Origin of the sequence: Novosphingobium sp. LASN5T (assembly GCF_003856955.1) — a bacterium.
Taxonomy (GTDB): Bacteria; Pseudomonadota; Alphaproteobacteria; order Sphingomonadales; family Sphingomonadaceae; genus Novosphingobium.
The window spans coordinates 71,720-86,950 of record NZ_RQSI01000020.1 but is presented as its reverse complement, the minus strand read 5'-3'; the positions used below and the strand labels follow the sequence as shown (position 1 = coordinate 86,950).

The 15,231-nt window shown below is 66.6% G+C and carries 19 protein-coding genes; 13 read left to right on the top strand and 6 right to left on the bottom strand.

What is annotated here, in order from left to right; genetic code table 11:
• The coding region (locus EH199_RS14385; RefSeq protein ID WP_370449691.1) for an ABC transporter permease at window positions 1–1,302 on the bottom strand (1,302 nt) is incomplete at its 3' end.
• Window positions 1,299–1,988 carry an ABC transporter ATP-binding protein gene (locus EH199_RS14380; protein ID WP_124809983.1) on the bottom strand — a complete coding sequence of 230 codons (690 nt, stop codon included), beginning with the start codon at window positions 1,986–1,988 and terminating at the stop codon, window positions 1,299–1,301. The genes EH199_RS14385 and EH199_RS14380, both read right to left, overlap by 4 nt.
• Window positions 1,989–2,052: 64 nt before the next feature.
• Between EH199_RS14380 and EH199_RS14375 the strand changes: the two genes are divergently transcribed.
• Window positions 2,053–2,760 (top strand): GDSL-type esterase/lipase family protein, encoded by a 708-nt coding sequence (locus tag EH199_RS14375; protein ID WP_124809994.1) that lies wholly within the window; start codon window positions 2,053–2,055, stop codon window positions 2,758–2,760.
• Here the strand turns inward: EH199_RS14375 and recF are convergent, their stop codons facing one another.
• Window positions 2,761–3,834, bottom strand: a complete 1,074-nt coding sequence (gene recF / locus EH199_RS14370) for a DNA replication/repair protein RecF (RefSeq protein WP_124809982.1) — start codon at window positions 3,832–3,834, stop codon at window positions 2,761–2,763.
• 123 nt (window positions 3,835–3,957) lie between these two features.
• Window positions 3,958–4,983: a phage shock protein operon transcriptional activator gene (pspF, locus tag EH199_RS14365; RefSeq protein ID WP_124809993.1), complete on the bottom strand. Its 1,026-nt coding sequence runs from the start codon at window positions 4,981–4,983 to the stop codon at window positions 3,958–3,960.
• A 175-nt stretch (window positions 4,984–5,158) separates the two neighbouring features.
• On the opposite strand from pspF, the gene EH199_RS24415 reads away from it, so the two are divergent.
• From EH199_RS24415 to EH199_RS14315, 11 genes are read left to right on the top strand one after another with little or no spacing between them, the layout of a single operon-like run.
• Window positions 5,159–5,317: a hypothetical protein gene (locus tag EH199_RS24415; RefSeq protein ID WP_168196034.1), complete on the top strand. Its 159-nt coding sequence runs from the start codon at window positions 5,159–5,161 to the stop codon at window positions 5,315–5,317.
• Window positions 5,314–6,129 (top strand): phage shock protein PspA, encoded by an 816-nt coding sequence (pspA, locus tag EH199_RS14360; RefSeq protein ID WP_223806685.1) that lies wholly within the window; start codon window positions 5,314–5,316, stop codon window positions 6,127–6,129. The genes EH199_RS24415 and pspA overlap by 4 nt, the downstream gene beginning before the upstream one ends.
• Window positions 6,130–6,132: 3 nt before the next feature.
• Complete coding sequence (gene pspB, locus EH199_RS14355) at window positions 6,133–6,441, top strand: envelope stress response membrane protein PspB (RefSeq protein ID WP_124809981.1); 309 nt, start codon at window positions 6,133–6,135, stop codon at window positions 6,439–6,441.
• Window positions 6,438–6,815 carry an envelope stress response membrane protein PspC gene (gene pspC / locus EH199_RS14350; RefSeq protein WP_124809980.1) on the top strand — a complete coding sequence of 126 codons (378 nt, stop codon included), beginning with the start codon at window positions 6,438–6,440 and terminating at the stop codon, window positions 6,813–6,815. The genes pspB and pspC overlap by 4 nt, the downstream gene beginning before the upstream one ends.
• Before the next feature lie 41 nt (window positions 6,816–6,856).
• Window positions 6,857–7,153, top strand: a complete 297-nt coding sequence (locus EH199_RS14345; protein WP_124809979.1) for a hypothetical protein — start codon at window positions 6,857–6,859, stop codon at window positions 7,151–7,153.
• Entirely contained in the window at window positions 7,150–7,422 is a 273-nt protein-coding gene (locus EH199_RS14340; RefSeq protein WP_190287275.1) for a hypothetical protein, read from the top strand. The genes EH199_RS14345 and EH199_RS14340 overlap by 4 nt, the downstream gene beginning before the upstream one ends.
• 33 nt (window positions 7,423–7,455) lie before the next feature.
• Window positions 7,456–7,719 carry a hypothetical protein gene (locus tag EH199_RS14335; protein WP_190287274.1) on the top strand — a complete coding sequence of 88 codons (264 nt, stop codon included), beginning with the start codon at window positions 7,456–7,458 and terminating at the stop codon, window positions 7,717–7,719.
• Window positions 7,720–7,745: 26 nt separating this feature from the next.
• Window positions 7,746–7,979 carry a hypothetical protein gene (locus EH199_RS14330; protein WP_124809978.1) on the top strand — a complete coding sequence of 78 codons (234 nt, stop codon included), beginning with the start codon at window positions 7,746–7,748 and terminating at the stop codon, window positions 7,977–7,979.
• A gap of 54 nt (window positions 7,980–8,033) precedes the next feature.
• Window positions 8,034–8,447, top strand: coding sequence for a SufE family protein (locus EH199_RS14325; protein WP_124809977.1), 414 nt, complete (start codon window positions 8,034–8,036; stop codon window positions 8,445–8,447).
• Window positions 8,448–8,454: 7 nt separating this feature from the next.
• Entirely contained in the window at window positions 8,455–8,805 is a 351-nt protein-coding gene (locus EH199_RS14320) for a YbaN family protein (protein ID WP_124809990.1), read from the top strand.
• Window positions 8,802–9,614: an MOSC domain-containing protein gene (locus EH199_RS14315; protein ID WP_124809976.1), complete on the top strand. Its 813-nt coding sequence runs from the start codon at window positions 8,802–8,804 to the stop codon at window positions 9,612–9,614. Before EH199_RS14320 ends, EH199_RS14315 begins: the two co-directional genes overlap by 4 nt.
• Here the strand turns inward: EH199_RS14315 and EH199_RS14310 are convergent.
• Both EH199_RS14310 and EH199_RS14305 read right to left on the bottom strand, forming a co-directional pair.
• Window positions 9,611–10,027, bottom strand: a complete 417-nt coding sequence (locus tag EH199_RS14310; protein WP_124809975.1) for a DUF805 domain-containing protein — start codon at window positions 10,025–10,027, stop codon at window positions 9,611–9,613. The two genes, EH199_RS14315 and EH199_RS14310, sit on opposite strands and share 4 nt — an antisense overlap.
• 143 nt (window positions 10,028–10,170) lie before the next feature.
• Window positions 10,171–12,921 carry a TonB-dependent receptor gene (locus EH199_RS14305; RefSeq protein ID WP_223806684.1) on the bottom strand — a complete coding sequence of 917 codons (2,751 nt, stop codon included), beginning with the start codon at window positions 12,919–12,921 and terminating at the stop codon, window positions 10,171–10,173.
• Window positions 12,922–13,333: 412 nt separating this feature from the next.
• Here EH199_RS14305 and typA point away from each other — a divergent pair, with 412 nt between their 5' ends.
• Window positions 13,334–15,175, top strand: coding sequence for a translational GTPase TypA (typA, locus tag EH199_RS14300; protein WP_124809974.1), 1,842 nt, complete (start codon window positions 13,334–13,336; stop codon window positions 15,173–15,175).
• Window positions 15,176–15,231 lie beyond the last annotated feature (56 nt).

Genomic DNA, 15,231 nt, shown 5'->3' with positions numbered 1-15,231 from the left:
CGCCGCCAGTTCCTTCTGCGGCGCGGTCGCGATCGCCAGCGTGGCGATGCCGGCCAGCCCCAGCCCGACCGGCAGGCCCATCGTGCGCAGCGCCGCGCGCCACCGCGTCCGCAGCGGACTGACCCGCGCGCGCATCAGCGCCATCGCCGGGAATTCGCGCGCGCGGACCAGCGGCGGCGCGGCGAAGGTCAGCGCGATCAGCGCGCCATAGGCGGCGGCGAGCAGCAGTGCCTTCGCGTCGATCACCACCCCCGCTTCCACCGGCAGCAGGCCGGAAAGCGCGCGGCCCAGCAGCGGCGTGGTGGCCACGCCGATCAGCAGGCCCGCCGCTATGGCGATGGCCGAAGCGACGGCCATCTGCAGCAGGTAAATCCTTGCGATATCGCGGCTTTCCGCGCCGAGGATCTTGAGCGTGGCGATGCTGCCGCGTCGCGCTTCGAGATAGGAGGACACGCCGTTGCCGATGCCGATCCCGGCGATCGACAGCGCCGCCAGCGCCACCAGCACCAGGAACTGCCCCATGCGCCCGACGAAGCGGTCCAGCCCCGGCGATGCCTTGTCGCGCGTGCGCGCCTCGAACCCGGCCACGGGGAAGCGCGCGGTGAAGGCATCGGCCAGCGCTTGCGGATCGACGGCCGCGCCACCGGCGGGCAGGCGGACGCGGTACTTCGCGCGGATCATCGATCCGGGCTGTACCAGCCCCGAAGCGGCCAGCGCCTCCGGGCTGACGATCACGGTGGGGCCGAGCGAGAACCCTTCGGAAAGACGGTCCGGCTCGTCCGCGATCACCCCGCCGATGGTCAGCAGGGCATCGCCGATCCGCAGTTTTCCGCCGGTCGTCACGCCCAGCCGGTCGGCTACGCCGGGGGCGATCCACGCGGTCATTCCGGTGGGCGCGCCGGCCTTGCGTCCGTTTTCGAGGGTGAGGGCGCCATAGAGCGGCCAGCGCGCGTCCACCGCTTTCAGCTCCACCGGAACGGCCACGTCGTCGCCCTGCGGCAGCCGGGCCATTGCCTGCAGCCGCGTGCCGGCCGAAACCGTGCCCAGCGCGCGCATCGCCGCCATTTCGGCGTCCGACGCGGCGCGTTGCGCCAACGTGAATTGCAGGTCGCCACCCAGCAGCACGCGGCCCCGGCTGGCCAGTTCGCGCTCGATCGCGCCGGTCAGCGTGCCGATCGCGGCCAGCGCGGCGGTGCCCAGCACCAGGCAGACGAGGAGCAGCCGCAGGCCGCGAAAGCGCCAGTCCAGCCCGCGCCGGGCCAGCCGCCAGGCGGTGCCCCAGCCCATCCGACTTGCCGTCATCGTGTTGAATCCGAAGCGATTTCGCCATCGGCGAGCCGCACCACGCGGCCGCAGCGGGCGGCCAGCGCCTCGTCGTGCGTGACCATGATCAGCGTCGCCCCGGCCTCCCGCGCGCGCTGGAACAGCAGGTCCGCCACCGCCGCGCCGGTCGCGGTGTCGAGATTGCCGGTCGGTTCATCGGCGAACAGGATCGCCGGGCGCGGTGCAAGTGCGCGGGCGATTGCCACGCGCTGCTGCTCCCCTCCGGAAAGCTGCGCCGGATAGTGATTCAGGCGGTGGCCCAGCCCCACGGCGGCGAGTTCGGCCTCCGCCCGCGCTTCGGCCCCGGCCATGCCCGCCAGTTCCATCGGCGTTTCGACGTTTTCGCGCGCGGTCATCGTCGGCAGGAGGTGAAACGCCTGCAGGACGATGCCGATTCGCCCGCGGCGCGCGGCAGCAAGGCCGTCCTCGTCGAGCGCGGTGAAATCGGCGCCGGCCACCTCCAGCGCGCCGCCGCTGGCGCGTTCCAGCCCCGCGAGCACGGCCAGAAGCGAGCTTTTGCCCGATCCGGAGGGGCCGAGCAGCGCCAGCATCTCGCCCGCACCGACGGTGAGGTCGATGCCGCGCAGGATGTCGACGCGGCCCTCGCCGGAGCCGAGATGGAGGGTCAGGTTGCGGGCGGAGATGATCGGAGAGGTGCTTGTCACCGCGCAGGAGTGGCATAGATTGGTTGCGCTTCGCAACCTGCGCCGTCCGATCCAGAAAGCCCCCATGCGCCGTTTCCCGCTCGTTGTCGCCCTTATCCTGTCGCTGGCCGCTTGCTCGGGCGAAAAGGCCGCGGATTCAGAACCTTCCGCGTCCCCAACGACGGCAGTTTCGGCCGCGCCCGTTCCCGCCAACGCGCCGGTGATCCTGGCGTTCGGCGACAGCCTCTACGCCGGATACCAGCTCCGGCAGGACGAGAGCTATCCGGCGAAGCTGCAGGTGGCGCTCAACGCGGCGGGAACGCCGGTGAAAGTGGTGGGCGCGGGCGTCTCCGGCGATACCACGGCGGCCGGCTTGCAACGGCTGGCCTTCACGCTCGACAACCAGCCCGTGAAGCCCGCGCTGGTGCTGGTGGGGCTGGGCGGCAACGACATGCTGCGCGGGCTGCGACCGGCCGAAACCCGCGCCAATCTCGATGCGATCCTGGCCGAATTGAAGAAGCGCGGGTTGCCCGCGATGCTCACCGGAATGCTCGCCGCGCCCAACATGGGGGCGGACTACACACGGGCGTTCAACCCGATCTGGCCGGCGCTGGCGAAGAAGTACGACGTGCCGCTGGTGCCGTTCTTCCTGCAACCCGTGATCGGCAACAAAGCGTTGTTATTGGGCGATAATATCCACCCAAACGCGCAAGGAATCGATCGCATCGTGGTGGCCACGCAGGGCGATGTGGCGAAGGCGCTGAAGGCGGCGGAGGACAGGCACGGGGCCTGATCAGGCCCGCGTGGCCACGCCGTCCGCCACGCGCCACACCGCGCTGCCGCCTGCGATTTCCTCGAACGGGGCGAGTTCGGTGCCGGTCATCCACACTTGTGCGCCCGATGCCGCCAACCGCTCGAACAGCGCCGCGCGGCGCAGCGGATCGAGATGCGCGGCGATCTCGTCCAGCAGCAGCAGGCGGGGCCGTTCGCCGGCAGTGAGCTGTGCGTGGGCCAGCACAATCGCGATGAGCATGGCCTTTTGCTCGCCCGTGGAGCAGTCCGCGGCGGGCGATTGCTTGGCGGCGAGGGTCACAGCCAGGTCATCGCGGTGCGGACCGGTCAAACTGCGCCCCGCCGCACGGTCTCGGCGGCGGTTGTTACGTAACAAAATGCGCAATTCTTCGCCGTCCGAAGGCGTTTCGGAGGCATATTCGAGCGCCGGACGGGCGAAAGGCTGCTCCGGCAGCACCGCGATGGCGCGCGTCAGGTCCGCCACCAGATCGCGCCGGGCCGCAGCAACTAATGCTCCGTTTTCAGCCATTTGGCTCTCGAGCGCGTCCAGCCACAGCGGATCGGGATCGTCCGGATCGGCCAGCAGGCGGTTGCGTTCGCGCAGCGCCGTCTCGTAACGGCCGGCATTTCGGGCGTGTCCGGGCAGGCGCGCCAGCACCAGCCGATCGAGGAAGCGGCGCCGTCCGCCCGCGCTTTCGGCGAAGAGGCGGTCCATGGCCGGGGTCAGCCAGGTGATGGAGAGCCACTCGGCCAGCCGCGCGGCCGGCCCTTCTGCGCCATTTATCCTTACATTCCGGCGGTTTGGAGCATCCGCCGTGCTGGCCGTGCCGAGCGCGACCGCGCCATCTTCCAGTTCCGCCGCCACGGCGAAGCCTCCATCGCCGCTGCGCCCGGCCATTTCGGCGGGCTGCGCCCGGCGCAAACCGCGTCCGGGCGCCAGCAGCGAGACCGCTTCGAGCACGTTGGTCTTGCCGGCGCCATTCTCGCCGACCAAGATATTGAAATCGCGCGTTTCTTCCAGGCGCGTCGCCACGTGGTTGCGAAAATGACGCAAGGTGAGGCGGGTGAGCGACATGGCGGCGGCTTAGAACATCGTACAGGCAGGGGGGAACCGATTTCGCCGCTGGCGGGTCTGGCAGCGCGCGTTACGTGATGAAATGGCCTATTGTTACGTAACAAAATCCGTTTCGTTACGTAACTAATCGCCCTTTTCGAGCAGACCGTGCTTCTTCAGGCAGTGCCGGAGCTGATCGTAGCTCAGGCCCAGCGCTTTTGCGGTCTGGCGCTGGTTGTAGCGGTGCCGTCCGAGCGCGTGTTCCAGGATCGCGCGCTCATGCGCGTCCACAGCGCCGCGAAGATCGTCAATAAAATCAAAATCTTGTGCCGCTCTTGGCGAGGCTGCCGGCGCGGACGACGGGGCCTCCGCAATGCGCGGCAGAGACGCCGGCTTCCATGGACTTTCGAACGGATCGAACTGAATATGCGCGATCGGGGCGCCAGAATCGTCCCAGCGATACACCGCGCGCTCGATTACGTTACGTAACTCGCGGACGTTTCCGGGCCAGGCGTAGTCTTCCAGCTGCCGCGCCGCGTGGGGGGCAAAGCCGGGCCAGGAATCCCAGTGCAGCTCGGCGGCCATGCGCCGTCCGAAGTAATCGGCCAGAACCGCGATATCGCCCTCGCGCACGCGCAGCGGGGGCAGGGTAATGACCTCGAAACTCAGCCGATCGAGCAAATCGGCGCGAAAACGGCCTTCTTCCGCGGCTTTTGGGAGGTCTTCGTTGGTCGCGGCGACGATTCTGACGTCCACGCGCACCGGACGCGAGGCGCCGATCCGCGTGATTTCGCCATATTCGACCGCGCGCAGCAGCCTTTCCTGCGCGCTCATCGACAAGGTCGCCAGTTCGTCGAGAAAAAGCGTGCCTTTGTCCGCTTCCTCGAAACGGCCGGCGCGGGCGCGCGTCGCGCCGGTGAAAGCACCGGCTTCGTGGCCAAAAAGTTCAGCTTCTATAAGGGTTTCTGGCAGTGCAGCACAGTTCAGGGTGATCAGCGGCTCCTGCCAGCGGGTCGACAGGCGGTGCAATCTTTCGGCGATCAGTTCCTTGCCGGTGCCGCGCTCGCCGATCACCAGCACGGGACGGCGCATGGGCGCGGCGCGGCTGGCGCGTTCGACGGCGTCAAGAAACGCGCCGGACTGGCCGATGAACTGAACTTCCCGATCCATGGCCAAGTTTTAGCATATTTCACCAAATCAAGGCAACGGATGCCATGTCATAGGTGCGGCACGGGTGTAAAAATGGCGGATTTACGCGCTTTTTGCGGTTTGGCACGCGGCTTGCTGAAGGGTGAACAAACGCACTGGCCCGGTATCTTCGGCCACGCTTTTACGGAGAATGCAGATGTACACCGCCCGCTTCTTTTCGACCAAGCTCGGCCGCGCAGCGCTCGCCAGCATTGGCGCGATGCTGGCTCTCAACTGCTTCGCACTGACCCAGCAGATTCAGGCCGCGCCGCAGGTGCTGGCCTCCAGCGCCGCGATTACCGGCGAACTGGCGTGACCGAAGACCTGACCCCGGTACGACCGGAAGGGTCGCGCGCGTCCCGCTTCGATGCGGAGCTGGATGCGCTGCGCGCCAACACCCGTTTCCAGGACGCGAATGGCCAATCGCGTCCCATCTTCACCAACGGAGTCAACCTGATGGGCATTTTTTCGCGGACGCGCGATATTATTGCTGCCAATTTCAACGACTTGCTGGACAAGGCGGACGATCCTGCCAAGATGATCCGGATGATCATCATGGAGATGGAGGAGACGCTTGTCGAAGTGCGGGCCTCCGCCGCGCGCACCATCGCCGATCAGAAGGAGATGCAGCGGCACGTCGGGAAGCTGGAACGGCTCCAGGCCGACTGGGCGGAAAAGGCCCAGCTCGCGCTCAGCAAGGATCGCGAGGATCTGGCCCGCGCCGCCCTGGTCGAGAAGAACAAGGCGACCGACATGGCCGAACAGCTCAAGGCCGAGATCGGCGTCCTCGACGATGCGATGCGCGCCTACGAGCAGGACATCGAGAAGCTCCAGACCCGTTTGCGTGAAGCGCGCAGCCGCCAGACGGCGATCGCCGCGCGGCTGGAAAGCGCCGAGAACCGCGTCCGCCTGCGCAGCCTGCTCACCAACGAGCGCGTCGATGAAGCGCTTGCCCGGTTCGACCAGCTCGAACGCCGCGTCGACTATGCCGAAGGCCGTGCCGATGCGCTGAACCTGGCCGATGGCAAGGCGCCGAGCCTGGCGGACGAGATCGCCGCGCTGGCCGGGCAGGACAAGGTGGATGAGGAACTCGAAGCGATGAAGCGCGCGTTGGCGAAAGGCAACTGATCCATGGAAGAGGTGCTCATCCCGCTCGTTGCGATCCTTGGAATCTTCGTCGGGTTACCCTGGATCATCCTTCACTACATAACCCGCTGGAAGACCGCCGCCACGCTGACCACGGGCGACGAGGCGCTGCTGGACGAACTGTACCAGCTGGCGCGCCGCCTGGACGAGCGGATGGATACGGTGGAGCGGCTGGTAGCGTCCGACAATCCGGAATTCCGCCCCGCGCGCATCCAGCACGATCGCGAAACAGACAACCAGCAGCTGCGAGAGCTTGATCGCATGCTCGCCGAAAAGAAGGGGATGTCGAAGTGAATAGTCCACGAACCCGCTTCTACCGGGATAAGGTTAACGGGAAGTTCATGGGTGTTTGCGCGGGCATCGCGGATTACACCGGCGTGGACGTGCTGTGGGTCCGGTTGGGCTTCGTGGTGCTGACGTTCTGCGGCCTCGGTTTCCTGCCCTTCGTGTACCTGGCGCTCGGCTTCCTGTCCGAAAAGAAGCCCGGCTACCTTTACGGCGACCGGCAGGAGCAGAAGTTCTGGCAGGGTGTCCGCCAGTCTCCGGCGCGCACCGCCCGCGAAGTCCGCGCCCAGTTCCGCGATATCGACCGCCGGCTGGCCGAAGTGGAAAGCTTCTATGTCAGCAGCAATCCGCGCCTTTCGGCCGAGATCGAGAAATTGCGCTGAAATCCGGTCATTCCGGGGCAGCGTTGAGGGGAAAATGACCGATGTTCGATCCGATTTCGATACCGATCGTGGCGCTTAGCATCCCGATCGTGGCCATCGTCACGCGCCACAAGCGCCGCATGGCCGAACTGCGCATCCGTGAAGTGGAAGCGGGCGCGGTGCAGGGCGACGGCGCCACCGCGGCGCAGGTCAAGGCGCTGGAGGAGCGGGTTCGCGTGCTGGAACGCATCGTCACCGACAAGAGCTATGACGTGGCCGCGCAGATCGAGGCGCTTCGTTCCGACGGCGCCGGCATCCTGGCCGCCGAAGCCCTGGCCCGGCCGGAGTTGCGGCCATGATGCCATCGGTCTTTCTCGCGGCGCTGGGCATCGTCATCGGCCTGCCCGTCACGCTCGGCATCGTCTCGGACCTCTACAAGCGCCGCCTGGCGTTCAAGGAACGGGAAATGGAACTGCTTTCGCGCCAGACGGCGGAAAAGACCGCGCAATACATCGCGCACAACGAGCGACTGGAACAGCGCGTGCGCGTCCTGGAACGGCTCGTCACCGATTCCGGCACGGACCTCGCGCTGCGGATCGAGGCGCTGCGCGAAACCGAAGTCCACTGAGGTATTCAACCGCAGGTACAAGGAAATACGCCCGTGAGTTTCTGGAGCGCCATGGTCGCCATCGTCGCCATCCTCGCCTTTGCCCGGATGCGGATGCATCGCCGCTGGCATGAAAACGAAGGGTATCGCGCCGGCTCGCCCGCCGATCCCGCCTATACCGCCGAACTGGAGCGCGAGGTGGAAACCCTGCGCAAGCGGCTGGAAGTGGTGGAGCGGATCGTGACCGACGCCAGCACCAGCCAGGCGCACGATACGCGCCGTCTGGCCAGCGAGATCGAGGCGCTGCGCGACCGCTGACGCGCCCGCCCTACCGGAGAACCAAGATGCCGGACACGACTCTGTTCACCGATCCCACCCTGATCGCAGCCGCCGCACTGGTGGGCCTTGTCATTGTCGCCGCCGCGCTGCTGCGCGCCTGGAACGGCTGGCTGGCGTTCAAGCGGCTGGAGCTGCAGCATCGCCACGGCGAGATTCCGGCGGTCGGCCTGATCGAAGTGGCCGATCTCAAGGAGCGCATCCGCAAGCTGGAAGCCATTGCAAGCGGGGTGGACCTGTAACGGTCCTGCGCCTATCCCGGCGCGCAAGACGGACCGTGGACGGCAAGACAGTTGATGCGCAGCCTTGAAGACATTCTGGAAGAATACGAGTTTCTCGATGGCGACGAACGCTATCGCCTGCTGATCGAACTGGGGCGCGAACTGGAGCCGATGCCCGACGCGCTCAAGACCGACGCCACGCTGGTGCGCGGCTGTTCGGCCAGCGTCTGGGTCTATCCCATCGAGAACGGAGGGGCCGGAAAGCTGCATTTCCTGGCGGATAGCAACGCGGCGATCACCAAGGGCATCGTTGCGCTGGTGCTGGCCGCGGTGCAGGACCAGCCGGCGCAGGACGTCGCCGGGACCGACATCGCCGCCAGGCTGGCGCCGTTCGACCTGAAGAACCAGCTTTCCTCCAACCGGACGCAGGGCGTGCCCAACATGATCGCCCTGGTGCGCGAACACGCCGCGCGGATCGCGGCTGGATAGCGCCGTGCTGGGCCGGCATCTCTGGACGGGGGCCGGCCTTGCCTTCGTCGCGATCGGGGCGGTGGGAGCGTTCCTGCCGCTGCTGCCGACCGTGCCGTTCCTGCTGCTGGCCGCGTTCTGCTTCGCCAAGGGCAATCCGGCGTGGGAACAGCGCCTGCTCGATCACCCGAAATACGGCCCCGCGCTGCGCCAGTGGCGTGAACGACGCGCCATTTCGCGCCGGGCCAAGAAGGCGGCGCTGCTTGCCATGGCGATCAGCGTGGGCATCACCGCCGTGACCGCCGGCTGGCCCTGGGTGCTGATCCCGGCGGCGGTCATGGCGATTTCGGGCACCTGGATATGGACGCGCGCGGAATGAAAGTGGTTTCCCTGCATCGCTACCCGGTCAAGTCGATGGGCGGAGAGACCATGACGCGGGCCATGGTCACGTCGCGCGGGCTGGAAGGCGACCGGCGCTGGATGATGGTGCGCGAGGACGGCCGCTTCCTTACCCGCCGCGAATTGCCGGCGATGGCGCTGGTTTCGGCACAGCCGACCGAGCGCGGGCTGCGCCTGCGCCATCGCGTGCCCGGCGTCGATGCCGCAAGCGAACTGGACGTGCCGGTGCCGCTCTCGGGCTCTTCCGAACTGCCGGTGCGCGTGTGGGGAGACGAGGTAATCGGCCACGATGCCGGCCCCGCCGCCGCCGCATGGCTGTCCGCGCTGTTCGGGCGTCCGGTGCGGCTGGTCCACATGGCCGAGCAAACGGTGCGCCCGGTCCACCCGGATTATGGCGCGGCGGGTGACCGGGTCAGCTTCGCCGATGGCTTTCCGCTGCTGGTCACCACGGTCGAATCGATCGCGGCGCTCAACGCGCGGCTCGATGCACCGCTGGACATGGGCCGCTTCCGGCCGAACATCGTGCTGGAAGGCGCGGGTGCGGCCTTTGCCGAGGACGGCTGGCAGCGCCTGCGCATCGGCGGCCTGACGCTGCGCGTGGTCAAACCCTGCACGCGCTGCGTCATCACCACGCAGGACGTGGAGACCGGCGAAAGCACCGGCCTCGAACCGCTGCGCACGCTGAAGGCGATGGGCCGCGTCTGGCAGAAGATGCCGGTCTTCGGCCAGAATGCCATTCCCGATGGCCCCGCCGCGATCGCGGTCGGGGACACGGTGGACGTGCTTTAGGCGAAGACGTCCGCCTGGTTGGGATTCTTGGGGTCGGGGCCGAAGCGGTTGGGGCCGCGCGTGCCTTCGATGCACATGAAGACCAGCACGATCAAACCGCCAACGTAAGGCACGAAGGCCAGCAGCACGAACCAGCCGGACTTGTCCTGATCGTGAAAGCGACGGACCTGCACGGCTATCGATGGGATAAAGCTGCCGAGTACGAATACCCCCAGAAGCAGCGCGCCCAGCCAGAACAGCGGCCCCCGCGAGGGTGTTCCATCGGGCGAAAAGCTGAAGCCCCCGGCCAGCATAAGTGAAAAAACGACCGCGTAGACGATGGCCGTGAACAGGATAAACATCCAGTATTCCTTCCGCCGCGAACGGCCGGAAAAATCGGCATAGCGCCGGTACGGCATCAACATCCATTCCATCGGACAATCCCCTGCTTCGGCCGCTCTGACACTCTGGCGGCGTGTAATGCGGAGGAAGGCACGATTTTCTGCGGTCCGCAAGAAAAAGGGAGGCCGCAGCCTCCCTTTCCTCCTCCGCTTCGGCGCGATTGTGGAGCGGTCTTTCAGAACCGGTAGCGCACCGTGCCGCCCCAGGTGCGCGGCTGGTTGACGTAGCCCGAGATCGAGCCGGGCTGCGCCACCGAATCGAAGATGTTGAGCAGCCAGCGGTGGTTGAGGATATTGCGGCCCCAGACCGAGAACTCGATGCCGTTGTGCATCGCCCAGGTGAGCGAGCCGTTGAGTTCGCTGACCTCGCGCGTGAACGGCTGCGCCGCCGCGATCGCCGCGTCGGTGCCCCCCGAAAGGAAGCCGGGCAGGCCTTCCTGGATCTGCACCTGCGCCTCGTAGTGGAAATCGCCGCGCAGGATCAGGTGATCGTCGTTGGGGAAGGCGTGGTCGATCTGCGCGCCCCAGGTGGCCGAGATCGAGGGGATGCCCGCCGGCCGCGTGCCCGAAAGATCGCCCACCGCCGAAAGGCCGAAGCTGTCGTACTTGGGATCGAGGTAGGTCACTGCCATCGACAGCTGCACGCCCCGCGCCGGCCGCGCGGTGCCTTCGAACTCGAAGCCCTGCACGGTCTCCTTGCCGGCGTTCGACAGGTAGAAGCCGGTGCCGGTGAAGATGTTGGACTGGAAACCCTTGATCGACTGGCGGAAGGCGGCGACGTTCATCGTCACCAGCCCCCAGTTGGCCTTGAGCCCCAATTCCAGCACCGTCGAGCTTTCCGGCCCGGCGAAGCGGCTGCCGTAGGTCTGGTTGACCTGCGTCAGCCCGGCGGCGGCCAGCGCCACCGCGTCGGAGGCGGCAGGCCGGCTATCGCGCGAAAGGTTGATCGAACTGGCTTTGAAGCCGGTGGCGAAGCTGGCGTAGAAGTTGATCCGCCGCGTCAGATCGTAGGCGATCCGCGCGGTATAGGTGAACTTGCTGTCGCTGGTGCGGCCAGGCTCCACCCCGTTGGGCACGCCCAGGAACGGGGGCAGGAACTGAAGGCTCTTGAGCGCGAGCAGCGGGTTGCCGACCAGTCCGGGATTGCCGCTGGCCGCCGCCTGCGCGGGCGTGATGTTGGCATTGGCCGCGCCGAAGGCGGCCGCCTGTGTGCGCAGCGCGCCGAAGATGCCGGGCTGGGCCGTGGCGAAGCCCTGGATCTGGGCGGCATTGGCCGCCGCGCCAAGGCCCAGCGCGGTGCCGACCGCCGTGGCGAGGTACTGCTGTGTCAGCCCGGTCTGGCCGATGCCCGCCAGCGAAAGGCCCGAGAACACGTCGCTCGACGAAACCTGCGCGGAGAAATTCTTGGTATCGCGGGTGAAGTTGATGCCGCCGGTGATGGTCAGGCGATCGTGCACCTTGAAATCGGCCTGCGCGAAGATCGAGAACGCCTCGTTCTTCAGGCGATAGCGTTCGTCCAGCCCCTGCCCCGCGCCGAAGAACCGGCCGGCGTAGTTCTGGCCGGTCAGCCCGCTGATCGTCGCTTCGAGGGAGGACGCGTTGAGCGCGCCGCCGGTGCCCGAGCGGATCAGCAGATCGGCATAGGGGCGATACTGCGAGCCATAGGCGACGCGGTTGGACTGGTCGATCTTCTCGTTGAAATAGAACCCGCCCAGCATGAAGTTCAGCGGACCTTCGATATTGGTCGCGATGCGGAATTCCTGGGTGAAGGTCTTGATCCGCAGGTCCTGCGAATTCTCGCCGAGGAGATCGGCGCTGGTGAAGTCCGAATCCTGGTTGGTCAGCGCGTCCGTGCGGCGATAGGCGGTGATCGAGGTGAAGGTCAGCGGGCCGAGGTCATAGTCGGCCTGCGCCGAAAGGCCCCAGTTGCGGATGTCGTTGGACGAATCGAAATTGCTATAGGTCACGTCGGCATAGCGGTCCGCCGCGTTGTTGACCTTGCCGCCCAGCGCGCGGATCGCCGTGGTGGCGGCCGAAGGCTGGAGATTGATCGCGGCGCAGCAGTTCTCGTTGATGCGGCTGTAATCGCCGATGATCCGCACGCGCAGGGCGGGGCTCGCTTCCCACAGCGTCTGACCGCGCACGAACCAGCGGTTGCGGTCGTTCACGGTGTGCCCGGTACCCAGATCGTGGATGTACCCATCGCGCTTGTTGTAGCCGCCGGCCAGGCTGACTGCGACGTTATCGGCCACCGGGCCGGTGACCACGCCCTTGAGCACCACGGCATCGTAATTGCCGTAGGTTGCCTCCAGATTGCCGCCGAACTTGAACTGCGGCGCCTGCGTGACCACCGAGACGACGCCCGCCGAAGCGTTTTTGCCGAAAAGCGTGGATTGCGGCCCGCGCAGCACTTCGATCCGCTGCACATCGGGAAAATCGCCGATCTGCGCGGCCGAGCGCGAGCGATAGACGCCATCGACGAAAACGCCGACCGACGGTTCGATCCCGGCGTTGTTGGCGCCGTTGCCGAAGCCGCGAATGATGAAGTTGGTATTGGCCGAGCTTTGCTGCTGGTTGACGCGCAGCGAGGGCACCACGCTGGCGAGATCCTTGAGATCGCGGATCTGCGCGCGTTCGAGCGTCTGCGCGCTGGTGACCGTGACGGCAACAGGCACATCCTGCAGCGTCTGCGCGCGCTTGGTCGCGGTGACGACGATCTCGTTGCCCTGCGTGGTGTCTTCTCCACGATCGGTGGCGGGCTTCGCCTCTTCCTCGGGCGCGGGCAGGGCTTCTTCCCCGTCGGCGGCGGGGGCGGCGGCCTGTTCCGGCATCGCCTGGGTTTGCGCGAAAGCGACGGCGGGCACCGTCACCGTGAAACCGCAGACCCCCACGAGCAGGCCCGCGCGGGCGAGTTCGGCAAATTTCATGTGGCAACCAATCCTGTAGCTGAGCTGGTAACGGGAGAAGGCGCGGTGGAGGCCCGTGGCCGAAGCCGGAACCGGATGGCGGTAAAAACGCCCCGGAACAAAGCCTTCCGTCCATTCCGACGGGAAATCGACACCCCTCATCCCTTCTGGGAAGGACCAATATGAGCCTGAACGGCGCGAGACAATCGGCATTTTGATGTTTTTCCCGCCCCGCTACGGCTCTTGCCGGGCCTGTGGCACACCGGTAACAACTGGGGTGACCGCGGGCGCGAAGCGGGGCTGCGGGCCGGCCCGGTGCCAGACTGTCCTTGCCGCAACGCACAATTCCGGCTAAGCGCGCGCCCGAACCGGCCCGCGCCTTTGCGGCGCGCGGGTCCGAGCCCAGAACATCCGCCTTACCGAAAGCGCCATCATGTCCGCCCTGCGCAATATCGCGATCATCGCCCACGTCGACCACGGCAAGACCACTCTGGTCGACCAGCTTTTCCGCCAGTCCGGCACGTTCCGCGACAACCAGCGCGTGGAAGAGCGCGCGATGGATTCCAACGATCTCGAAAAGGAACGCGGGATCACCATTCTGGCCAAGTGCACCTCGGTCGAATGGACGTCGCCCCAGTCGGGCGAAACGATCCGCATCAACATCGTCGATACCCCCGGCCACGCCGACTTCGGCGGCGAGGTGGAACGCATCCTGTCGATGGTCGATGGCGTGATCCTGCTGGTCGACAGCTCGGAAGGCGCGATGCCGCAGACCAAGTTCGTCACCGGCAAGGCGCTGGCGCTCGGCCTCAAGCCGATCGTGGTGGTCAACAAGATCGACCGTCCCGACGGCCGCGCGCAGGAAGTGCTGGACGAGGTGTTCGACCTGTTCGTCAGCCTCGACGCCAACGACGAACAGCTCGAATTCCCGGTGCTCTACGCCTCGGGCCGCAACGGTTACGCCAGCGAGGACGAAGCCGCCCGCGAAGGCACGCTGGAGCCGCTGTTCGAAAAGATCGTGTCCCACGTGCCGGCGCCGAACCTGGACGTGGACGGCCCGTTCTCGTTCCTGGCGACGCTGCTTGATCGCGACAACTTCATGGGCCGCGTGCTGACCGGCCGCGTCCAGTCGGGCACGATCAAGGTCAACCAGCCGATCCACGCGCTGGATGGCGAAGGCAAGGTGATCGAAGTCGGCCGCGCCTCCAAGCTGCTGTCGTTCAACGGGCTGGACCGCGTGCCGGTGGACGAAGCCCGCGCGGGCGACATCATCGCGCTGGCGGGGCTGGAAAAGGCCACCGTGGCCAACACCATTGCCGATCCTTCGGTCAGCACGCCCATCGCCGCGCAGCCGATCGATCCGCCGACGCTGGCGATGCGCTTCGCCGTCAACGACAGCCCCTTCGCGGGCCGCGAGGGCGACAAGGTGACCAGCCGCATGATCCGCGACCGCCTGCTGCGCGAAGCGGAAACCAACGTCGCCATCCGCGTGACCGAAAGCGCCGACAAGGACAGCTTCGAAGTGGCCGGGCGCGGCGAACTCCAGCTGGGCGTGCTGATCGAGACGATGCGCCGCGAAGGCTTCGAGCTGGGCATCAGCCGCCCGCGCGTGCTGTTCGATACCGACGAGACGGGCGCGCGCACCGAGCCTTACGAAACGGTCGTGATCGACGTGGATGACGAATTTTCGGGCACGGTCGTCGAGAAGATGCAGCGCCGCAAGGCCGAACTGACCGAGATGAAGCCTTCGGGCGTGGGCAAGACCCGCATCATCTTCTCCGCCCCGTCGCGCGGCCTGATCGGCTATCACGGCGAATTCCTGTCCGACACGCGCGGCACCGGCATCATGAACCGGCTGTTCGAGAAGTACGGCCCGCACAAGGGGCCGATCGAGGGGCGGCTGAACGGCGTGCTGATCTCCAACGGCACCGGCGAGGCGGTGGGCTATGCGCTCAACAGCCTTGAGGATCGCGGCATCCTGTTCGTGCGGCCGCAGGACAAGATCTACGAAGGCATGATCATCGGCGAGAACGCCAAGCCGGAAGATCTCGAAGTCAACCCGATGAAGTCCAAGCAGCTCACGAACTTCCGTTCGACCGGCAAGGACGACGCGATCCGCCTGACCCCGCCCAAGATCATGACGCTGGAACAGGCCATCGCCTATATCGACGACGACGAAATGGTCGAAGTGACGCCCAAGACGATCCGCCTGCGCAAGGCGATCCTCGATCCGAACGAGCGCAAGAAGGCCAGCCGGAAGAAGGAAGCGGCGTAAGCCTCGGCTTCCCGGCCATCGGAACACGAAAAAGGCGGCGGGGCATCGGCCCCGCC